The 22,710-nt window shown below is 40.5% G+C and carries 14 protein-coding genes and 1 CRISPR repeat array; of the genes, 13 read left to right on the top strand and 1 reads right to left on the bottom strand.

What is annotated here, in order from left to right; translation table 11 throughout:
- The first annotated feature begins 2 nt into the window (after positions 1-2).
- From csm4 to AXF23_RS03995, 11 genes are all read left to right on the top strand, one after another.
- Complete coding sequence (gene csm4, locus AXF23_RS04040; RefSeq protein ID WP_107624390.1) at positions 3-1,004, top strand: type III-A CRISPR-associated RAMP protein Csm4; 1,002 nt, start codon at positions 3-5, stop codon at positions 1,002-1,004.
- On the top strand, positions 997-2,109 hold the full coding sequence (csm5, locus tag AXF23_RS04035) for a type III-A CRISPR-associated RAMP protein Csm5 (protein WP_107624389.1): 1,113 nt from the start codon (positions 997-999) through the stop codon (positions 2,107-2,109). Before csm4 ends, csm5 begins: the two co-directional genes overlap by 8 nt.
- A gap of 3 nt (positions 2,110-2,112) precedes the next feature.
- Positions 2,113-3,234 (top strand): PDDEXK family nuclease, encoded by a 1,122-nt coding sequence (locus AXF23_RS04030; RefSeq protein WP_107624388.1) that lies wholly within the window; start codon positions 2,113-2,115, stop codon positions 3,232-3,234.
- A 13-nt stretch (positions 3,235-3,247) separates the two neighbouring features.
- Positions 3,248-4,579, top strand: coding sequence for a TIGR02221 family CRISPR-associated protein (gene csx2, locus AXF23_RS04025; protein ID WP_233251235.1), 1,332 nt, complete (start codon positions 3,248-3,250; stop codon positions 4,577-4,579).
- Positions 4,560-4,916 carry a CRISPR-associated protein gene (locus AXF23_RS16215; protein ID WP_233251234.1) on the top strand — a complete coding sequence of 119 codons (357 nt, stop codon included), beginning with the start codon at positions 4,560-4,562 and terminating at the stop codon, positions 4,914-4,916. Before csx2 ends, AXF23_RS16215 begins: the two co-directional genes overlap by 20 nt.
- Before the next feature lie 17 nt (positions 4,917-4,933).
- Positions 4,934-6,379 carry an ATP-dependent DNA helicase gene (locus AXF23_RS04020; protein WP_107624387.1) on the top strand — a complete coding sequence of 482 codons (1,446 nt, stop codon included), beginning with the start codon at positions 4,934-4,936 and terminating at the stop codon, positions 6,377-6,379.
- A gap of 287 nt (positions 6,380-6,666) precedes the next feature.
- The gene (cas1, locus tag AXF23_RS04015; protein ID WP_107624386.1) at positions 6,667-7,644 is read left to right on the top strand and encodes a CRISPR-associated endonuclease Cas1; all 978 of its coding nucleotides are present in this window, start codon (positions 6,667-6,669) and stop codon (positions 7,642-7,644) included.
- 84 nt (positions 7,645-7,728) lie between these two features.
- A complete protein-coding gene (locus tag AXF23_RS04010) occupies positions 7,729-8,739 on the top strand; it encodes a CRISPR-associated primase-polymerase type B (RefSeq protein ID WP_107624385.1) in 1,011 nt (336 codons plus the stop codon).
- A 55-nt stretch (positions 8,740-8,794) separates the two neighbouring features.
- Positions 8,795-9,265, top strand: coding sequence for a CRISPR-associated endonuclease Cas2 (gene cas2 / locus AXF23_RS04005; protein ID WP_107624384.1), 471 nt, complete (start codon positions 8,795-8,797; stop codon positions 9,263-9,265).
- A 205-nt stretch (positions 9,266-9,470) separates the two neighbouring features.
- Positions 9,471-14,617: a CRISPR direct-repeat array (repeat unit 37 nt; unit sequence CTCTGAGAGTATCTTCCATTAAAACAAGGATTAAGAC).
- A 261-nt stretch (positions 14,618-14,878) separates the two neighbouring features.
- Positions 14,879-16,168 carry a serine--tRNA ligase gene (gene serS / locus AXF23_RS04000; protein ID WP_107624383.1) on the top strand — a complete coding sequence of 430 codons (1,290 nt, stop codon included), beginning with the start codon at positions 14,879-14,881 and terminating at the stop codon, positions 16,166-16,168.
- A 170-nt stretch (positions 16,169-16,338) separates the two neighbouring features.
- Entirely contained in the window at positions 16,339-18,720 is a 2,382-nt protein-coding gene (locus AXF23_RS03995; protein WP_107624382.1) for a bifunctional dihydroorotate dehydrogenase B NAD binding subunit/NADPH-dependent glutamate synthase, read from the top strand.
- A 274-nt stretch (positions 18,721-18,994) separates the two neighbouring features.
- Here AXF23_RS03995 and queC read toward each other — a convergent pair whose 3' ends face one another.
- Positions 18,995-19,651: a 7-cyano-7-deazaguanine synthase QueC gene (gene queC / locus AXF23_RS03990; RefSeq protein WP_107625789.1), complete on the bottom strand. Its 657-nt coding sequence runs from the start codon at positions 19,649-19,651 to the stop codon at positions 18,995-18,997.
- Positions 19,652-19,767: 116 nt separating this feature from the next.
- Here queC and pgk point away from each other — a divergent pair, with 116 nt between their 5' ends.
- A complete protein-coding gene (gene pgk / locus AXF23_RS03985) occupies positions 19,768-21,018 on the top strand; it encodes a phosphoglycerate kinase (protein ID WP_107624381.1) in 1,251 nt (416 codons plus the stop codon).
- Between the two features lie 1,020 nt (positions 21,019-22,038).
- Positions 22,039-22,659, top strand: a complete 621-nt coding sequence (locus tag AXF23_RS03980; protein WP_107624380.1) for a SanA/YdcF family protein — start codon at positions 22,039-22,041, stop codon at positions 22,657-22,659.
- Positions 22,660-22,710: the final 51 nt, after the last annotated feature.

Raw genomic sequence — 22,710 nt, 5'->3', positions numbered from 1 at the left:
GTATGAAGACATTCTCAATCATAAAGCTAACTAACCTCTCTCCCATTCATATAGGAATGGGTAGAGAGGCCACAGACTGTTCTGCACACACGATACATTCTGATACTCTTTCTGCAGCATTGGCAGCTATGCGGGTACAAATTAAAAGCCCTAAAGAAATTAAAGAGTTTATAAATTCTTTTTCTATCAGCTCAGCCTTCCCCTTTTGGGAAAACCATCTTTATTTACCAAAACCGCAAGGACGCCTACAGGTTAGAATCAAAGAAAAAGAAGAAAGTCTAACACGTAAAGTTCTTAAAGGAGTCCAATATATAGAAAGTAGTCTTTGGAGTCAACTAATTAAAGGAGAAATAATCTATGTAGATCAAAATCAAATACACAAGAACCTGCTCTCTGAATCAATGAACAACGGATCATTTCCTATTATCTCACGTTCACAAGTAAATGAGCGAGTTAGCGTATCAAGGGAAAAAGGGAAAGATGCAGAACCCTTCTTCTTTGAGTGGGATTTTTATCATAATAAAGCTGGACTCTATGTTCTTACTGATGCCCAAAATGAATTACTCAAAGAATTATATGAGCTCTTCACCATACTCGGTGAACAGGGAATAGGAACAGACCGAAATATTGGTGGCGGCAAATTCAAGGTTGAATATGGAGGGACATTAGAATTAGGGGAAACAAAAGAAAATAGTAACGGACAATTGCTTCTCTCACTCTATATCCCAACAGAAGAAGAACTTCCAAAACTCAGCCTCAAGAACTCCCTGTATAGCATTTTACCTCGAGGTGGTTTTATGGCTGGTAGCTGTAATGAAAAAATTCGGCACCTCCACAAAAAAAACATATATATGTTCAATGTCGGTTCTTACTTCATTACAAAAGAGCAATTACAAGGAAAAGTCGTAGATTTACAGCCCACATGGAACAGTAACGAAATGCATCCTGTCTACAGAAGCGGATTACCTCTTAGCGTACCTATTAAAATATTAAACTATGAGTAAAGTCAAAATAGATATCGTGAGCAGAGTTCATATTGGTTCTGGTGAAATTCTGCAATATGGAAGTGATTTCATAAATTTCCAAGAAGGGGGTGATAATTATGTAGGTATTATATCTCCTCGAAAAATAATATCTCTGATAAAAAATGATACAAAAACATTAGACGCTTGGATAGCAACTATTGAAAGAAAAAAATCTATCATTGAGTTTATGAAGACCTATGTTCCAAAAGCAATTACTGATGATTATTGCTTCAGAATTGATCATACGTATGAAACTCTTAAAGAAAATGACACCCTCCAAACTTTTATTCATAACGGCTTAGGAGATCCCTACATCCCAGGGAGTTCTATCAAAGGTGCAATACGCACAGCTGTCCTATCCAATATTATCAATAAAAAAAATGGAGTGGAAAATCTTGTTAATCCTACAAGGATTAATGCAAAAGCAATAGAACAGCACTTGTTAGGAGAAAATCCGAACAAAGATATATACCGTTTTCTCAAAATTGGAGATGCCGTTTTCGGTAATAATTATGAAAATATTGTAAGATTATTTAGTATTAATGAACGGGAAACAAACAGCTACTGGGATACATCTAAAAGCCAGTTAGTTGAAACATTGATGCCCAAAGATTCATCTGTCTGCGAAATAAAACTTGATTTAAAAGCTTATGGATACGCAAAAAATTATGTCCAAGAACTTCCAGAATGTATGTCATCACTCAATAAAATGTTCTCTACTATCAATCAACATACAAAGAGCTTATTAGCTCATGAAATAAAATATTGGCAAGACCATATTAATAATCCAAATGCTGAAAACGTAGATAAATACATTAAAAACCTGGAAATCATTATGGAACAGATACAAAAATGCAAAGATCCAAGTAAGACCTCCTGTATCCTACGTTTAGGAGCAGGATCAGGATGGCGATTCATTACTGGAGCATGGACTGAAACATTTGAAAAATTCAACGAAAGTATTGTTCCTGTAGCACGTCCCCAAAATCAAAGATATAGTAATTACAGCTTTCCTAAATCAAGAAGGGTTGATAGTTCCTGTAAACCTTTAGGTTTCATACGTATGACATTATTAGAGGATTAAGCAATGAAAAAAAAGGTACATATAGCGCTTGTCGGAGGTCAAACTATGCCTGTTATCCTCGGTATAAAAGAAAGTTTTCCTGACAAGGTCATACTTGTGCATTCTGAGAAAAGCGCATCTGAAGCAAAACATATAGAGAACCTCTGTTCTGAAGAATGCAATCTACAAGAATTTCCACCTGTTGATTATGATGCTATCAAAGTTTCTGTTAACAAACTATTACGCAAACTTACTGATGATGAGATAACAATCAACCTATCTGGCGGAACAAAGCCATGGTCTCTTTCATTTGCCTTACAAACACAAGGGATGAAGAATGTTACACTGTTATACATCGATCAAAATAGTATATGCTACAACTATACCCAACAAAAGAAATGGGCTTGTAAAGGTCTCAACATGGAAGAGTTAATGCAGTACAATGGTCAACTTGCAAAGTCACATATCTTATTAGATGACTATACAGAAGATGATCTTGATACCTTACAGGCAATAAAAGCTATAAGGCAATATAACTTTAACGATTTCAATAGACTAACAACACCTGGAAAAGATGGACAAAAAAAAATAAAAAATCAAAGTAAAGGAACATTTCACACCTCAAATGGCTCATACATAGAATGGGACAAAAAAGAAAATTACATAACTCTATCACTGAATGGCAAATATGGATTTAAAGAAAACACATTTGAGTCCCCACACATTATGCAGATTATTTTCAACTCAGGCTGGTTTGAATACGAGGTTGCACAGATGGTCAGCAAATGGAAATATGCCAAAGAGATTTGGTTAAATACCATTTATCCATATAATAACAAGTATCCCAAAAATGAGATAGACATAATTGTCAATACAGGTTATAAACTTATTATGATTGAGTGCAAGACCCAAATATATGACAACACGGATATAGATAAATTCAACACAGCTGTAAAAAACTATGGTGGATTAGGGTCTAAGGCACTCTTCATTACAGATGCAAAGATGAAGCCAGAAGCTATAGAAAAATGTTCAGACAATCATATTCTCTCTTTTAGTATGAAAGATTTTGAAAATCGACAGTCAGCACAAGAATCATTATTCCAACTACTCGACAAAGAACTTTTTTATATAAATACCAAATAGTAATAAAATAATAATGGCACGAAAATTATTCATATCCGTTCTCGGGACGGGTCTATACGAAAAAGGTGTATATACACAGGGAGACTTCAGGTCAAGTGAAACAAGATTCATCCAGCAGGCAACACTTGAGTTAATTGGATGTAAAGAGAATTGGACGGAGGAAGACAGGGTTTGCATCCTGCTCACTGACAAAGCGAAAGTATCAAACTGGGAGGTATCATCACGCGAACATCCACATACGAAGGAGAAAATAGCCTATGAGGGATTGAGCACTTTACTCCAGAAAATGGATTTACGTTCACAGATTATACCTGTTTCAATCTGCGATGGAAAGAATGAGGACGAAATGTGGAAGATATTCCAAACTACATTTGAGCTAATACAGGATGGGGATGAACTTTACTTCGACCTCACCCACAGCTTCCGCTATTTACCAATGCTCATCCTTGTTCTTGGCAATTATGCCAAGTTCCTAAAGAACATACGTATAGCACATATTTCATACGGCAACTATGAAGCACGCAACGAAGAGGGTTCCCCAATCGTAGATTTACTTCCACTGACAGTTCTTCAAGACTGGACCTTTGCTGCTGCCGATTTCCTACACAATGGACGTAGCGAACAGCTGACACAACTAACCCAACAAGTGTTTAAGCCAATTCTGCGTAATACTTGTGGTCAAAATAAGGAAGCTAGCAATTTGGAATATTTCTCCAACTCTTTGCAGAGGATGACAAATAATCTTCAAATGTGTCGTGGACTTGAGATTACTCATAATGATAACATTGCTAAATTACAGAAGAACATCGAAAACCTCTCAAAAGAGATCATCATTCCTTTAATTCCTATAGTTAATAAAATAACGCAGTCCTTTACAAGGTTCTCTACAGATTCCAATATACTCAACGGATTGCACGCAGCACAATGGTGCTACGATAATCAAATGTATCAACAAGCTATTACTATTCTACAAGAAACTGTTGTTACATATATCTGTCATAACGAAAATCTTTCTATAACTGATAAGGATGCACGTAACCTTGTAAATACGGCTTTTTATGTTATAGGAAAAAGATGGCAAAAAAGAGAAAATCTTTGGACATTTCCAAAATACGGAGAAGGAGATGAAGCTCTTAATAAAGTGCGAGAACTCATCAAACGGCCAATTATGATAGCTTTATCAAACAGTTTTGAGAACGCAACAGAAATCCGTAACGATTTCAATCATGCAGGCTTCCGTAAACAAGTATTTAGTCCTAAACAGCTTATTGAGAAAATCGAAAAGAGTATAAAAGACATACATGACATTATCATCAACGAAAATTATGTTCATCAACCTCTCTAACCACCCTTTCGCCACCTGGTCTTCCTCGCAGCTATCAGCTGCGAGGGAATATGGTGAACTGCAGGAAATTGCCTTTCCGAATATTGACCCGGAGCTTAGCAAAGTTTACGTACAGAAGGAGGCTGCTGCCTGTGTAACGATGATACTGGAGACCTACCCTACAGAAAACCTAACGGTGCACATTATGGGCGAACTTACTTTCTGCTACTATGCTGTCAGACTACTTAAGAAGGCGGGAATACGTTGTGTTGCATCTACTACAGAACGAATTGTAGAGGAGACAGAAGACCATCAGAAACTTGTACGTTTCTCCTTTGTCCAGTTCAGAGAATATTAATCATTGCTATCAAAGAAATGACAGAAAAGAAAGACAAGCAGATAATTCTGACACCTTCTCAGCAACAGGCATTCAATAAGCTAAAAGAATTCGTCAACGGTAGTAGTGCCAATACTTTCATCCTTACTGGATATGCTGGAACTGGAAAGACTACGCTGATGAAGACACTCATTAAGTGGATAAATGAGCAGAACAAAGAATTTCAGTTGCTTGCCTCAACAGGCAGAGCTGCAAAGATCCTCAGCAACAAGGCAGAATGTGAGGCAAAAACAGTTCATAGTTGCATTTATACCTTTGCTGATTTCAATCAGGATATCGAAAAGGTTGTCAAACAAATTGACGACGCAAAAGGTATTGACGATACAGGTCAGTTGCTATTGCAGTTCACATCAGCCTTTGCAAACAATTCTGATTATAACCGTAAAGTCTATATCATTGACGAGGCATCCATGATTTCTGACACTCCTGAAAAGAACCCCACGCAGGCCATCTTTGGAACAGGAAGATTACTACACGACCTCATCAACTACGATTATAAGGGCTGTTTTATCTTTGTAGGTGATGCTTGTCAGCTGCCACCTATTACACAAGATTTCTCACCAGCACTTGACCAAGAGTATCTCGAGAATGTACACAACATGACAGTTCAGTGTGCTACACTCAATGAGATTGTACGCCAGCAGGATGGCAACGACATTGTTGTCGCTGCTGCACGTATGCGTGCTCTCTATCAGAGCCCTCCTCGTATCAAATGGGGGAAATTCCCCTTCCGTGGCTACAAGAACATTAAGATTCACCCCTCACAACTCTCCATAGTCAATGCGTATATAAACAACGTAAAGAAGAAAGGCTTTGAAGAAGCTACCCTACTCTGTGGAAGCAATGCTGCTTGCAACACACTAACGAGTATCGTACGCCCTGCACTCGGTTTCCATAATTACTTACTTGAAGAAGGCGAACTCTTACTTGTCACACAGAACAACAATCTGACGAAACTGATGAATGGTGACCTTGTAAAGGTTATCTCGACAGAACGACGCATAAGACGTGCAGAACTCACTTTCTTACAAGTTGAAGTGGAAGAAATGGTTAGCAAGAGAAAGTTCTCGCTCTTGCTCATAGAAGACATACTCTACGATAATACAACCAATCTCACACAAGAGAGTCAAAAGGCACTCTTCATTGATTTCTATCGACGGATGAAGAAACAGAACATTAGACCTAAGACTGATGAGTTTAGAGCAGCCATGTTCAACGATCCATACCTCAATGCTCTCCGTGCAGTCTATGGTTATGCGCTTACCTGCCACAAATCGCAAGGAGGAGAATGGAAGGATGTATATCTCGATATTCCTCGATACCTCAGCCACTCCCCGAAGCGTTCTGCCTACCAGTGGCTTTATACAGCCATGACACGTGCCAGTGAATGTCTACACGTGGCAGATGATTTCTTTATCGGATGAAAATGTCCAACAAAGGTAATCATATAAGGAACTATTATTGTCGGATAAAAAGGAAATAGCACATCTTACTGGTCTGATACTCGTAATAATAGAGTGCATCCTATTTAATATGAGTGAGCTGGTTTCCTAAGGGACTTAGATTTAAGCGTTGAGGGTTGTAAACATCTTTCCTAACTATCATCTACGTTCATTCCAACGTTTTCCCTCAGACGTCTAAGTTTAATAGACAAGTTGTATTGGACCCAATAATAAAGAATAAAACAAGGATTATATATACTTCTAACTTTATGGAATTAATACTCAACACATTTGGTATTTCCCTTAATCGTGACAATGAAGGATTTGTCATCAACACATCTGAAGGGAAACAACGCATACCTGCTGTAGGTATAGATAGTATACAAATCAGCCGTGGTGCACAGATAACGAGTGATGCCGTTATGCTTGCGATAGAACACGAGATAGAAGTCATGTTTATGGACAAGACAGGGAAACCCATCGGACGTATATGGAGTCCTAAGTATGGCAGCATCTCTACTATTCGAAAAGGACAGTTGAATTTTGTCTACTCTCACAATGCTGTAGAGTGGATAAAGGAAGTTCTTCTTAAGAAGATTGAAAACCAACAGGCGCTTATGTTACTCTTCAACAATGACGAACACACAGAGGTCGACTCAGAAAAGAATATTGCGCGATTAGAAGACTACCGCAATAAAATCCGTGCACTCAATGGCGACATTGTCAACGACATAGCCCCAATGCTTCGCGGTTGGGAAGGACAAGCTTCACGCATCTATTTCAGTACGATAAATTCATTCCTCCCTGAGCAGTTCCGTTTCAATGTCCGTACACAACATCCTGCCCTTGATATCACAAATGCCTTCCTTAACTATGGATATGGTGTCCTCTATGGTCGCATTGAGGGAGCACTCATTAAAGCAGGAGTTGACCCATATATTGGGGTTCTACATCGTGACGACTACAATCGTCCCGTACTTGTTTATGATATCATTGAGATGTACCGCATCTGGGTAGACTATGTTGTCTATACGCTTCTTGCCCAGAACGTTATTACAGAGGAATTTTATTCTGTTCGTGAAGATGGTTCTTACTGGCTTGAAGCACTCGGACGTCGTGTGCTTATCCAATCCCTCAATGACTACATGGACGAAGTGATAACCATAAAAGGGGTAACAAGGTCTCGGTTGACAATGCTCTCCCTCTATGTTCAATCCCTTGCTCAAAAGTTTAAGGAGGAGATGTAAAAGAATAAATGGGTAAGAGTTACGAGAATCAATAATAGCTTTACACCCTACCGTTACACAATAACACTTTCATCTGAGAATACTATGCTATTATTCGGAACCAACATACAATCTGCTGCCGACGAACTAAAGAAGGTGCAGGAGGAATACCTCTACAATAGTCTTCGTAATCCTAAACCTGCCATTGCAGCAACAATCCAACAGCTGCGTATAGTCTATAGTATGGATACCAAAGGCTATGCACAGCTGAAACGAAAACTACCTTATTTCGTCTGTGGACAATTTAACCCACCTTTCCGCAGGAAAGAAAACTTTGCCTATACGGAGAGCTTTATACTCGACTTTGACCATCTATCATCCAAACAACTATCATTGAAGGCCATACATGATAACATTATCCAAGACGAACAAGTCATGATGTGTTTTACGTCGCCCAGTGAGGATGGTCTGAAAGTTATGTTCCGTCTTAAAGAACGATGCTATGATGCTGGACTGTACTCTGTTTTCTATAAAGCCTTTGCTGCGACATTCGCCATGCGACATAACCTAACTCAAGTGACTGACAGTAAGACATCGGATGTTGCACGTGCCTGCTTCGTCAGTATAGACCCTAATGCTTATTTCAATCCTAACTCAACACCCGTTGATATTAAAGCCTATCTTGACGAGACTAACCCTGATGCGCTCTTCAAGATGAAACATGAACAGGACGAGCATGACAAGGTTGCCAAGAAAAGTGACGACAGGCAGACCTCCCTACCCAAAGACCCTGACAAAGATGTATTAGCGCGTATCCGACAACAACTCAACCCCAAAGCACAAGTAGAACAACACCCAGCCTATGTACCAGAGCAACTCAACGAGATTATTGCAGAACTGAGACTCTTTATAGAAGAAACAGGATTGCAAGTTACTGAGATAATTAATATACAATATGCTAAGAAAATCCGAGCACGATTGGGACAAAAGGAGTCTGAGGTCAACCTCTTCTATGGCAAACGTGGGTTCAGCGTCGTCATATCACCAAGACTCGGGACAAATGAAGAACTGAATGAGTTACTGGCTGATTTGGTCAAATCCTTCTTACAGAAGTAATAGACTACAAACAACTACGTAACTCTGTAAGCTTTTAGATAAATACAAAACCAGTATGAGAAAACCAATCCCCTACATTGAAATCTTACGAAAACTCAGTAGAGCCGGCGTACAGAACTCACCTCCCGTCAACCGACGAACAGGTAATATCAGTGATATACAGACACTACAAGAACGTGTAGACTTTCTCATGGGAGTAGTAAATAAATCCACACGACCAGCAACCAATATGCTTTTCTTCGTCATGTATGATATTGAAAGCGACAAGGTGCGCTATCATATTGCAAAATATCTGGAACGCAAAGGATGCACCCGCATCCAACGTTCTATCTTCCTTGCCGACCTCGATAAGAAAGTCTACGACCTCATCAAGAGTGACCTTGAAGAAGTACAATCGCTCTATGACAATCATGACAGTATTATCGTATGCCCCGTCTCCACCGATCAATTAAAAGCAATGAAGATTATCGGTGAAGATATAAGTATTGACATTATCACTCGTTCGCGTAACACATTATTCTTTTAAAGGGATAAGAATATTACATTCTTGCTTCAATGGAAACAAGCACCTCTTATTAAAGAATAATTAACGCTTCGCTCTTTGACTTTCTGAAATATTATTTGTAACTTTGCACCCGCAAACAAAACGGTTAATTTCTGTTAATAAACTCATTTCCACAAGGGTAGACATACGTCAAACGACGATATACAAAGGGACACAAGTCTTTGCTCTCTGAGAGTATCTTCCATTAAAACAAGGATTAAGACGGGTATCTCTACCATTGTGACAGTTGCTTTTCCTTGCTCTGAGAGTATCTTCCATTAAAACAAGGATTAAGACCAGGAATGTCGGGAATCCCAACCGCACCCTCAGTCTGCTCTGAGAGTATCTTCCATTAAAACAAGGATTAAGACTTTGAGAGCTTGTATTGCTCTTCAAGCATGCCAGGCTCTGAGAGTATCTTCCATTAAAACAAGGATTAAGACCATTGCATTCATATCGATGTCATATCCCTTTGTTACTCTGAGAGTATCTTCCATTAAAACAAGGATTAAGACCTGGCTGGTTTAAATTAAATATTATATTCTATATTCCTCTGAGAGTATCTTCCATTAAAACAAGGATTAAGACTTGGAGTTCTATCACAAAGAAGACGAATTAGATGACTCTGAGAGTATCTTCCATTAAAACAAGGATTAAGACATTCTCAATAATACTTTTCTTTTCCATTTTGAATACTCTGAGAGTATCTTCCATTAAAACAAGGATTAAGACAGCTATACTCACGTGAGCCGTTGTTAACGACTGTCTCTGAGAGTATCTTCCATTAAAACAAGGATTAAGACAACATTCTTCTTTTCCATAATTGTAAGTAATTTAACTCTGAGAGTATCTTCCATTAAAACAAGGATTAAGACTAACCCAGGCGCCAGTAAGAGACCCTTCATTATACTCTGAGAGTATCTTCCATTAAAACAAGGATTAAGACACAGAATAGGTTTGATTTCCTGAACGTGCTGCAAGCTCTGAGAGTATCTTCCATTAAAACAAGGATTAAGACCTCTACATTAGCGTTAAAGGTGAAGACGAGGCGTGCTCTGAGAGTATCTTCCATTAAAACAAGGATTAAGACAGCTTTTAGACACGCCTTTTCATTCTCACCCATATCTCTGAGAGTATCTTCCATTAAAACAAGGATTAAGACGTTAAAGGTGAAGACGAGGCGTGCGCGTGTTACGTCTCTGAGAGTATCTTTCATTAAAACAAGGATTAAGACCGTTTAACTCGGAAACATCCCAATTAAACACGGTCTCTGAGAGTATCTTCCATTAAAACAAGGATTAAGACTACTTTGCGGATATTCATAACATTATTTGCCCATTTACTCTGAGAGTATCTTCCATTAAAACAAGGATTAAGACTATATCTAATCAGTGTTACGAATATTGTAAAAACTCTGAGAGTATCTTCCATTAAAACAAGGATTAAGACCCCTTCAAGTGTCCAATATGTGATAATCGAAATCACTCTGAGAGTATCTTCCATTAAAACAAGGATTAAGACTCCGCAATCGGATTCTAATATCGGATCGTCTTCACTCTGAGAGTATCTTCCATTAAAACAAGGATTAAGACATAGGTTTTTTGGATCTTCGACCCGATTTTTTTCTCTCTGAGAGTATCTTCCATTAAAACAAGGATTAAGACACCGAATATGTTTGGTTGCCCGAACGTGCTACTAACTCTGAGAGTATCTTCCATTAAAACAAGGATTAAGACCTGAATGTTTGATGATAATACCGAAGCGAGCGATGGCTCTGAGAGTATCTTCCATTAAAACAAGGATTAAGACAACGTCTGCGTCTTTGCAGATGTAACCTGTAACCTCTGAGAGTATCTTCCATTAAAACAAGGATTAAGACTCTATAGACAAAAGAAACAATTCCTTTGCGAAGTCCTCTGAGAGTATCTTCCATTAAAACAAGGATTAAGACTTTGCAGATGTAACCTGTAACTGAAAAACTCTGAGAGTATCTTCCATTAAAACAAGGATTAAGACTATACACCGTAACTTTTGCCAATGTATTGTATACTCTGAGAGTATCTTCCATTAAAACAAGGATTAAGACGTGTTGTGGCTTCCATTGGTGGGTATTTTGTTTCTCTCTGAGAGTATCTTCCATTAAAACAAGGATTAAGACCTTAATAGGTTTTTGGATCTTCGACCCGAACTTTTCTCTGAGAGTATCTTCCATTAAAACAAGGATTAAGACGCGTCTTTGCAGATGTAACCTGTAACTGAAAAATCTCTGAGAGTATCTTCCATTAAAACAAGGATTAAGACAGAAGAGACGGTTACCGTCTCGTTACCTCTGCGCTCCTCTGAGAGTATCTTCCATTAAAACAAGGATTAAGACGCAGGAATAGGCTCGCTATATAGCTCTTTATATACTCTGAGAGTATCTTCCATTAAAACAAGGATTAAGACATTCGAGATAATCAACAAAGTCTGCAGCGTTGTCTGCTCTGAGAGTATCTTCCATTAAAACAAGGATTAAGACGATAAGCTGTGCGAGCGATATGTAGCTAACGGTTCTCTCTGAGAGTATCTTCCATTAAAACAAGGATTAAGACCCAATCTGGAGTGCGAACTACTTTTACTTGCCATATCTCTGAGAGTATCTTCCATTAAAACAAGGATTAAGACACCCAGTGCTGTAAGGATCCATGCCGCTGAAGTACTCTGAGAGTATCTTCCATTAAAACAAGGATTAAGACCCCAACGTCGCCATCAGTCTGCACGCTTGTAGCACTCTGAGAGTATCTTCCATTAAAACAAGGATTAAGACTCATACTACCATCTGGCATGATGAACTTAACCTGCGCTCTGAGAGTATCTTCCATTAAAACAAGGATTAAGACCTTTAGCAAGCTCATATTGCTCTTCAATCATGCCTGGCTCTGAGAGTATCTTCCATTAAAACAAGGATTAAGACATCTATTTGCTTTTTAATTATATCTAAGTAAGATACTCTGAGAGTATCTTCCATTAAAACAAGGATTAAGACTTTGTGGCAATGTTCTTAAGAACTGTAACGTTCCTCTGAGAGTATCTTCCATTAAAACAAGGATTAAGACTTATCGAACTCAAACTTAAAATTTTCAAAAGTAACTCTGAGAGTATCTTCCATTAAAACAAGGATTAAGACCGTTTGAGAAAAGAGCAACTATTTTATCAAACGCTCTGAGAGTATCTTCCATTAAAACAAGGATTAAGACACCTTTCTTGCAGCTATATCTGCAGCTTTCAAGACTCTGAGAGTATCTTCCATTAAAACAAGGATTAAGACTCTACTGTTTTTCTGTACCCCATTTCTTTGAGGACGTCTCTGAGAGTATCTTCCATTAAAACAAGGATTAAGACTCTCGTTACCTCTGCGCTCTGAGTGTTTGATGATGCTCTGAGAGTATCTTCCATTAAAACAAGGATTAAGACGAATAGAAGAGACGGTTACCGTCTCGTTACCTCTGCTCTCTGAGAGTATCTTCCATTAAAACAAGGATTAAGACACAAGATTTTCCATACTCTTGTTGCTTTTGAAGTTCTCTGAGAGTATCTTCCATTAAAACAAGGATTAAGACAAGTTTTTTGTCTTTTTGATATTCATAATTTGTTGCTCTGAGAGTATCTTCCATTAAAACAAGGATTAAGACTGCAAATTTTCTTTTGTTACCTTTGGGTAATCTGAACTCTGAGAGTATCTTCCATTAAAACAAGGATTAAGACACTGGAATAACTCAGGGAAAATGCGACTTAAATCGAAGCTCTGAAAGTATCTTCCATTAAAACAAGGATTAAGACTTAATTGAGAAATCAAGACAAATGAATTTGTCCTCTGAGAGTATCTTCCATTAAAACAAGGATTAAGACCCCTGTGGTATTTACAAAACTACCAGCTAATAGGGCTCTGAGAGTATCTTCCATTAAAACAAGGATTAAGACACTTAGATACAGTTACGTAAGGCTTTTCGCTTGAACTCTGAGAGTATCTTCCATTAAAACAAGGATTAAGACGGAGATAATACTCTCATTGACTTGACCTGACTCTCTCTGAGAGTATCTTCCATTAAAACAAGGATTAAGACTGTCAAGGATTTGATTTAATGTACAAAACGCCACTCTGAGAGTATCTTCCATTAAAACAAGGATTAAGACTAATTGTTTGCATACTCTTTTAATTTTATTCGTTAACTCTGAGAGTATCTTCCATTAAAACAAGGATTAAGACAACCAAAGAGGAAATTCATCACACATTTCCATTCCACACTCTGAGAGTATCTTCCATTAAAACAAGGATTAAGACTTCTTTTTCATTTTAATAAAGTGCTTGCAAATTTTATCTCTGAGAGTATCTTCCATTAAAACAAGGATTAAGACACGCGGGAAATGTCGAATGTAGCCACATAGTCGCCTCTCTGAGAGTATCTTCCATTAAAACAAGGATTAAGACCCAAAGAGGAAACTCATCGCACATTTCCATTCCACAAGACTCTGAGAGTATCTTCCATTAAAACAAGGATTAAGACTTAGTTGTAATTTTCAAGTAGACTTGCAAGTCTCTCTGAGAGTATCTTCCATTAAAACAAGGATTAAGACATAAAGAATTACGATAGCTCTTGTCTCCATACTACCTCTGAGAGTATCTTCCATTAAAACAAGGATTAAGACCATCGGATAAATCCGATACGGCGAAATCCAAACACTCTGAGAGTATCTTCCATTAAAACAAGGATTAAGACTTGGTGATGCAAACGAGAATACTAAGCGTGCACGTCTCTGAGAGTATCTTCCATTAAAACAAGGATTAAGACAGTGTGCACGTGTTACGTTGTTAGACTCGTTAAAGTCTCTGAGAGTATCTTCCATTAAAACAAGGATTAAGACTCAGTGAATACTTGACCTTTCATGTATGACTTATAAGGCTCTGAGAGTATCTTCCATTAAAACAAGGATTAAGACCTTATCAAATCCTTCTTTAAGGCTATCAAGTACCCCTCTGAGAGTATCTTCCATTAAAACAAGGATTAAGACGTTGGTAATTTTCGATTATCATAAATAAAAACTCTGAGAGTATCTTCCATTAAAACAAGGATTAAGACTCTGGAGCCGGTAGCCTAAAACTATTTTCCATTTCCTCTGAGAGTATCTTCCATTAAAACAAGGATTAAGACCATTTACAATTCTCAAGCCATCTACTTCGTTTAGGCTCTCTGAGAGTATCTTCCATTAAAACAAGGATTAAGACACGTAGTTGTCCTTAGGTAAGACATTAATGCCTTCTCTGAGAGCATCTTCCATTAAAACAAGGATTAACACCTTTCAGCATAAGTTTTTTTTGCAGACAAGTGATTTACTGCGGCTGTCGTAAAAAGGCAGCATAACCCAAAGAGATATCCAACGTACAAAGCATTGGGAACGGCTTTGTCTTTTGTAATTACATATTTCTTTATCAGAAGCTACTATCCCTTCCTTTCCAACAAGCAAATAACAAAATAAGTAATATAAATGTTTTTGACTTATAGAAGTTTTTTCGTAACTTTGCTCTCAGAAACAAATTAAAATAAAGATTAGAACGTTATGCTTACATTAAAGCTCATCAGTGAAGAGACTGAACGCGTCATCAAAGGACTGGAGAAGAAACACTTCAACGGTGCACGCGAGGCAGTTGAGAAAGTATTAGAATATGACCGTCTGCGTCGCGAGACTCAGCAGAAGCTCGACACAAACAAGCAACAGCAGAATCAACTCTCGAAGCAGATTGGTGGACTGATGAAAGAAGGAAAGAAAGACGAAGCTAATAAAATAAAGGAAGAGGTGGCACTTTTGAAGTCTTCTGACAAAGCTCTCCAAGAGATAATGGATTTGGCTCAGAAAGACATGACCAACGTGTTACTCACAATACCAAACATTCCTAACGACATCGTACCAGAAGGTAAGGATGCTGAGGACAATGTTGTTGTAAAGGAAGGTGGCGAGAAGCCAAACCTACCTGCTGACGCATTGTGCCACTGGGACTTACTGAAGAAGTTTAACTTGGTAGATTTCGATCTTGGTGTGAAGATTACTGGTGCTGGTTTCCCACTCTATATCGGTAAGATGGCACGCTTCCAACGTGCCTTAGAGGCTTTCTTCCTCGATGAAGCTCGTAAGAGTGGCTACTTGGAAGTACAGCCACCATTGGTAGTAAATCAGGAGTCTGGTCAGGCTACTGGTCAGTTGCCAGATAAGGAGGGACAGATGTATCATGCTAATCTTGACGACCTCTATCTTATCCCAACAGCTGAGGTTCCTGTAACAAATATCTTCCGTGACGAGATTCTCAACGAGCAAGACCTGCCTATTAAGCGTTGTGCTTACTCTGCTTGTTTCCGTCGTGAGGCTGGTAGCTATGGTAAGGACGTACGTGGTTTGAACCGCTTACACCAGTTTGATAAGGTTGAGATTGTACGTATCGATAAGCCAGAGCACTCTTATCAGTCATTGGATGAGATGTTAGACCACGTTGAAGGTCTTTTAAAGAAGCTTGAATTGCCTTACCACATCCTCCGTCTTTGCGGTGGAGACATTAGCTTCACAGCTGCTCTCTGCTATGACTTTGAGGTGTGGAGTGCTGCACAAGAGCGTTGGTTGGAGGTATCAAGCGTGTCAAACTTCGAAAGCTATCAGGCAAATCGTCTGCACTGTCGTTACCGTCATGCCGAAGATAAGAAGATTGAACTCTGCCATACATTGAATGGTTCAGCCCTTGCTCTACCACGTATCGTTGCAGCTATCATTGAGAACAACCAAACCCCAGAGGGTATTCGTGTACCAAAGGTACTCGTTCCTTACTGTGGTTTCGAGATGCTCGATGACAAGATGGACTAAAGAATACAGCCCCTCCCCTAACAAGGAGGGGCATCATTACCGCGAACAACTAATTTAAACAAATAAAGTATCTAACCTAATTCTATCATCATACACCTCTATCCAATTGGATAACACCCATTGTATAAGTGGAATATAGGGGCCGTACTTTTCATATCTATTACCACTCCATGAACAAGATTATCCGTAAACAACAGTTTTCAGAGAAGGTTTTCTGCTTAGAAGTAGAAGCACCGCTCATTGCACGAAGCTGCCGTCCAGGTAACTTTATCATCGTGCGTGTTGACAACCACAGCGAACGTGTACCCTACACCATTGCGAAATCGGACCCAGTAAAGGGTACGCTCACCATGGTTATCCAAGAGGTAGGACGCTCATCAACAAAGCTTTGCCAGTTGAATGAAGGCGATGAGATTGTTGATATTGTCGGACCACTCGGCACCCCATCCCACATAGAGAACTACGGTACGATTATCTGTGCGGGTGGTGGTATTGGTATCGCTGCCATTCTCCCTATCCTTACAGCACTGAAGCAGGCTGGTAACAGAGTAATCTCTGTCCTCGCCGGTCGCACAAAGGAGTTAGTTATCATGGTAGACGATGTAAAGAAATACTCTGATGAGGTTATCATCATGACCGATGATGGTTCCTACGGAGAGAAAGGTGTCATCACCGTGGGCGTTGAGAAGGTGATACAGCGCGAACACGTAGACAAGGTGTTAGCTATCGGACCTCCTATCATGATGAAATTCACCTCTCTTTTAGCTAAGAAATACGGCATTCCTAACGATGTTTCACTTAATACTATCATGGTGGACGGAACAGGAATGTGTGGTGCTTGCCGTCTGACAATAGGTGGTAAGACACGCTTTGTCTGCATTGATGGTCCTGAATTCGATGGCGACCTCGTCGACTGGGATGAGATGTTCAAGCGAATGGGGACGTTTAAGGAGATTGAGACCTCCCCCAACCCCTCCGAAGGAGGGGAGTGCCTGGCGGGAAACAAGTCAGAAAAAGAGGCTCAAGGGAAGACAGGAGATAAGAACAACGCAGAAAATGGAGCAGCAAACTGTCAAGAAGAAAACACTTCATCCCCTACAGCCCACCTATCAGAAGAGTTGGAGGGAGCCGATTGGCGCACCACATTACGCAAGGCCCTCAAGCCAAAGGAGCGCACAGCTATAGAGCGTGTGAAGATGCCAGAGCTGGATGCCGACTATCGTGCGAAGACCCGTTTAGAGGAGGTAAATATCGGATTAACCCCAGAAATGGCTATGCAAGAGGCTAAACGCTGCCTTGACTGTCCGAAACCTTCTTGCGTAGAGGGCTGTCCTGTAAATATTCACATACCAGACTTCATTAAGAATATAGAGCGTGGCGACTTCCTCGAAGCAGCCAAGATACTCAAGGAAACATCTGCCCTACCAGCCGTATGTGGCCGTGTTTGTCCACAAGAGAAGCAATGTGAGAGCCGTTGTATCCATTTGAAGATGAAGTCACCAGCCGTAGCCATCGGTTATCTTGAGCGTTTCGCAGCCGACTACGAGCGTGAAAGTGGACACATGGCACTGCCTACTGTTGCACCATCTAATGGTATCAAGGTTGCCGTTATCGGTTCTGGTCCTGCAGGCTTAAGCTTTGCTGGCGATATGGCTAAGCGTGGCTTCGAGGTTTATGTATTTGAGGCACTGCACGAGATTGGCGGTGTGTTGAAATATGGTATCCCTGAGTTCCGTCTGCCAAACAAGATTGTTGATGTCGAAATAGACAATCTTCGTCGCATAGGCGTACACTTCCAGACCGATACTATCGTCGGTAAGACCATCAGTATAGAAGACTTAAAGGAGAAGGGCTTCAAGGGTATCTTCGTTGGATCAGGTGCCGGATTGCCTAATTTCATGGGTATTCCAGGTGAGAACGCCATCAACATCCTTTCAAGTAACGAGTATCTGACACGTGTGAACCTCATGGACGCAGCCAATCCAGAGACCGACACACCAATCATTATGGGTAAGAAAGTCTTGGTTATCGGTGGTGGTAACACAGCTATGGACTCTTGTCGTACTGCCAAACGATTAGGCGCAGACGTCACACTTGTCTATCGTCGTTCTGAAGCCGAGATGCCTGCACGTCTTGAAGAGGTGAAACATGCTAAAGAAGAGGGTATTAACTTCCTCACTCTTCATAATCCACAGGAATATAAGGCGGATGAGAAAGGTCGTGTATGTGCAGCCGTCTTAGACGTGATGAAACTCGGAGAACCAGACGCAAGTGGTCGCTGCCGTCCTGAATTGACAGGCGAGACCGTCACTGTTGAGTGCGATCAGGTCATCGTTGCCGTAGGTGTATCACCTAACCCATTGGTACCTAAGTCAGTAAAAGGACTTGAGTTAGGTCGTAAAGACACAATCGTTGTCAACGAACAGATGCAGAGTTCGCAACCAGAAATCTATGCTGGTGGTGACATCGTACGTGGTGGTGCAACCGTCATCCTTGCTATGGGAGATGGAAGAAGAGCCGCTGCAAATATGGCAGAACAACTATTAGCTTAACCCCAACAGGGGATAAATAACGAGACGAGGGTGTGTCAAACCAGACGCATCCTCGTTTTTTGTAGTAACAAGCATAGCTCTTTGTAAAAACAATCGCTCTTTATAGTAAAAAGGTAGACCCTTTTTGCGAAAAAGGTCAACCCTTTTGACAAAAAAGGTAGACCTTTTTGCTGACAAGGTAAGTATGAGGATACAAAAAAGGGACGTCCTTATTATGGCACATCCCCATTTTATTTTTAGCAATCAAAGGATAAGCAGCAACAGCCAAACGCCGTTAATCCTCACTATAAACAGTCGGGTCCTTCACACCCGCCGCTTCAAAGGCTTCTCTACGTTCTACGCACGTACCACACTTACCACAGTGTACGTCGCTACCCTTATAGCAACTCCAAGTCTTAGCATAGTCAATTCCCAACGCAGCGCCACGTGCCACGATCTCAGCCTTAGTAATATTCGTATAAGGAGCCTCAACACTAACTTTCACAAAAGTGCCCGCCTCCGTAGCACCATTCATCGCATTGATAAACTCAGGACGGCAGTCAGGATAAATGGTATGGTCGCCACCATGGTTAGCAATATACACACGCTTCAACTCATGACTCTCAGCAATACCCGTCGCTATCGCAAGCATAATACCATTACGGAAAGGAACAACCGTCGACTTCATATTCTCCTCCGCATAATGTCCCTCTGGAATAGCCTCAGCACCATCAAGTAGCGAACTCTTAAAATACTCGTGCATAAACGACAAAGGGATAGTAATATGCGGGATACCCAACTTCTCACAATGATACTGAGCATAAGGCAGTTCCTTAGACCCATGATTCTGACCATAGTCGAAAGAGATAGCCAAGGCGATAGTCTCCGCCTTATCATAAAGCAACGTAATGGAGTCTAACCCACCACTAACAATAATAACCGAATCTTTCATTACCATCTTATTTTTCTGCAAATATACAAAAAAGATAGTGTTTGATTTCACCAATCCATTAAAAATTAGTATTTTTGCCACAAGGAAATAATAACATTACAAATAATAAAGAACAAATGAAAATTAACGATTTTAACTTCGCAGGACATAAAGCTATCGTCCGCGTAGACTTCAATGTGCCTTTGGATGAGAAGGGCCACGTAACTGACGACACACGTATCCGTGGTGCTCTGCCAACACTAAAGAAGATATTGGCCGACGGTGGCGCCCTCATCATGATGAGCCACATGGGTAAGCCAAAGGGAAAGGTAAAGCCAGAGCTCTCATTGAGCCAGATTGTTAAGAACGTAAGCGATGCTCTTGGTGTTGAGGTTAAGTTCGCTAAGGACGCTGGTAACGCTGAGGCTGAGGCTGCAGCACTAAAGCCAGGCGAGGCTCTCTTGCTTGAGAACCTTCGTTACTACCCAGAAGAGGAAGGCAAACCAGTAGGTGTTGAGAAGGGTACACCAGAGTATGACGCCGCAAAGGCAGAGATGAAGGAGCGTCAGAAGGACTTTGCTAAGAAGCTCGCTTCATACGCTGACGTATATGTAAACGACGCCTTCGGTACAGCTCACCGCAAGCATGCGTCTACAGCAGTTATCGCTGACTACTTCGATGCTGACCACAAGATGTTAGGCTACCTCATGGAGAAAGAGGTTACAGCTATCAATAACGTATTGAAGAACGCTCAGCATCCATTCACCGCTATCATCGGTGGTTCAAAGGTAAGCTCTAAGCTCGGTGTAATCAAGAACCTCCTCGACAAGGTAGACAACCTTATCATCGGCGGTGGTATGGGTTATACCTTCATCAAGGCACAGGGTGGTAAGATTGGTAAGTCTCTCCACGAGGACGACTTGATGCCAGAGGCATTGAACGTAATCGCTGCTGCTAAGGAGAAGGGCGTAAACCTTTCACTCTCAGTAGCCACTGTTTGCGGTAAAGACTTCTCTAACGACACAGAGCGTAAGGTATTCCCTATCGACCAGATTCCTGATGAGTGGGAAGGTATGGACGCATCAGAGGAGAGCATCGAGGCATGGAAGAAGATTATCCTTGCTTCTAAGACAATCCTTTGGAACGGTCCTGTAGGCGTGTTCGAGTTGGAGAACTTCGCTAAGGGTACTGGTGAGATTGCTAAGGCTGTAGCAGAGGCAACTCAGGAGAACGGTGCTTACTCACTCGTTGGTGGTGGTGACTCTGTTGCTGCTGTTAACAAGTTCGGTCTTGCTGACAAGGTTTCATACGTTTCTACTGGTGGTGGTGCTATGCTCGAGGCTATTGAGGGTAAGGTGCTCCCAGGCGTTGCAGCTATCGAGAAGTAAGAGATTTTTATCTCAAACATACACAAGCCGTTACTTCATCTGAGGTAACGGCTTTTCTTGTATATACGATAGATTCAAACGGATTGGAGTTTGTATTCTCACAGAACGGGACGAAGGGTGAAGTGCTGGGAAGATGTTTCTCTTTCTAAACGGAGCAAAGGGTGAGACGCTGGGTGTTTTTTTCTCTCACAGAGCTCACAGAGTTCACGGAGCCTGTTTACTCACGTTTCGAACCCACAGAAGGCCTCCGGCCGACAGAGAGCACAGAGTGTTATAACTATTGTGATTAGTGAGGTTAACCCTATTAAATGACAGATAATAGAAGAGAGAACACGCAATGGACAGACAAAAAATGTTGGGATATTTCGCTAACTACTCCTCTCTCCATTCAGAAAGGGCGCAGAGATGGGACAAGGAAAGGCCCTTCTTCACTCGAGAACATGCCCTTCTTGCTGACAGAAGACGCCCTTCTTAGAGCAAGAAGGGCGTCTTCTCAAAAGCTGTTCAGAACTTACTGACTTGTTGCATGTTACAATCTCTACTTTAAGATATAATACATACCAGTTAAGAGGATAGTTGGCTCGATAACATGTAACGTTTTTTCATCACCTTATTAATACCACGGAAATATGGCGTGATTGCCGAGATACACTATAAGCATGTTAGTGAAAACAAAAGAATCAGACCCTTCTCTGATAGATAAATGTAAGTTTTGTACACATACAGAACTCACAGAAAGCCAGTTTCTGCCGTTACAAGTGAATTTCCCCCACATATTTTCCCACGAAAAAAAGACTTCGCTCAATAATTTATGATGCTCGGCTATGATGTACAGAGGAATGTTTTATCTAAATAAAGACAAACTACGCTATTTCATACACGCTCACTACCATTTCATCAGCAGGTGGAAGAAAGATGGTGATTGGTAAGAGAAAAAGTATAACTTTGCATCGAGATAATCAGAAAAGGTATCAAGACAAAGTACACTCATACGTAATGATTCAATAAATACATAATCAGATGAAACGAAGAAGACAAATACTTTATTTCTCCATCGCTATCCTTGTCATACTTGCCATCATCGTCGCACTGTGCAACATCAGTGTTGACAGGAATGCAGAAGGTAGGACATTCAGCGATATCAATGACGTTCCCACTATGCAGACAGCCTTGTTGCTCGGCACTAACCCAAAGACAAGAGACGGTAAAAGACCAAGTTCGTTTTACTTGGCACGTATCAATGCGACAGCAGAACTCTACAAACATGGGAAGTTCAGACAGCTTATCATTAGTGGAGACAGGCGAGAAGGATATGACGAACCACAAACAATGCGCCACGACCTGATAGAAAGGGGCGTGCCAGATAGCATCATCATGATGGATGGACAAGGCTATCGTACCCTACTGTCTTTGAGGAATAGCAAGCAATATTTCGGTATTCATGACATGATTATCATCTCTCAAAAATGGCACAACGAGCGTAGCATCTTCTTAGCAGACAAGATGAACATTAAAGCAGTGGGTTATAATGCTGATGACGTACGCCATCCGAGGGCTATATGGACACATATAAGGGAGTTGTTGGCAAGAGTTAAACTCTTTATCGACCTGTATGTTACCCATCGAGAAGACTTCTGTTAGTAGCTATTCTAAGGCATTGATTGACTGAAAAGAATAGATTTTCGATACAAA

This window comes from Prevotella sp. oral taxon 313 (genome assembly GCF_003043935.1).
Lineage (GTDB): Bacteria > Bacteroidota > Bacteroidia > Bacteroidales > Bacteroidaceae > Prevotella > Prevotella jejuni.
The sequence above is the reverse complement of the archived record's forward strand: the minus strand, read 5'-3'. Positions and strand labels throughout refer to the sequence as shown.

Bases quoted from the DNA above. Each gene is read 5' to 3' on its own strand.
- csm4 (WP_107624390.1), top strand. From the start codon at position 3: ATGAAGACATTCTCAATCATAAAGCTAACTAACCTCTCTCCCATTCAT.
- csm5 (WP_107624389.1), top strand. From the start codon at position 997: ATGAGTAAAGTCAAAATAGATATCGTGAGCAGAGTTCATATTGGTTCT.
- AXF23_RS04030 (WP_107624388.1), top strand. From the start codon at position 2,113: ATGAAAAAAAAGGTACATATAGCGCTTGTCGGAGGTCAAACTATGCCT.
- csx2 (WP_233251235.1), top strand. From the start codon at position 3,248: ATGGCACGAAAATTATTCATATCCGTTCTCGGGACGGGTCTATACGAA.
- AXF23_RS16215 (WP_233251234.1), top strand. From the start codon at position 4,560: ATGTTCATCAACCTCTCTAACCACCCTTTCGCCACCTGGTCTTCCTCG.
- AXF23_RS04020 (WP_107624387.1), top strand. From the start codon at position 4,934: ATGACAGAAAAGAAAGACAAGCAGATAATTCTGACACCTTCTCAGCAA.
- cas1 (WP_107624386.1), top strand. From the start codon at position 6,667: ATGGAATTAATACTCAACACATTTGGTATTTCCCTTAATCGTGACAAT.
- AXF23_RS04010 (WP_107624385.1), top strand. From the start codon at position 7,729: ATGCTATTATTCGGAACCAACATACAATCTGCTGCCGACGAACTAAAG.
- cas2 (WP_107624384.1), top strand. From the start codon at position 8,795: ATGAGAAAACCAATCCCCTACATTGAAATCTTACGAAAACTCAGTAGA.
- serS (WP_107624383.1), top strand. From the start codon at position 14,879: ATGCTTACATTAAAGCTCATCAGTGAAGAGACTGAACGCGTCATCAAA.
- AXF23_RS03995 (WP_107624382.1), top strand. From the start codon at position 16,339: ATGAACAAGATTATCCGTAAACAACAGTTTTCAGAGAAGGTTTTCTGC.
- queC (WP_107625789.1), bottom strand. From the start codon at position 19,651: ATGAAAGATTCGGTTATTATTGTTAGTGGTGGGTTAGACTCCATTACG.
- pgk (WP_107624381.1), top strand. From the start codon at position 19,768: ATGAAAATTAACGATTTTAACTTCGCAGGACATAAAGCTATCGTCCGC.
- AXF23_RS03980 (WP_107624380.1), top strand. From the start codon at position 22,039: ATGAAACGAAGAAGACAAATACTTTATTTCTCCATCGCTATCCTTGTC.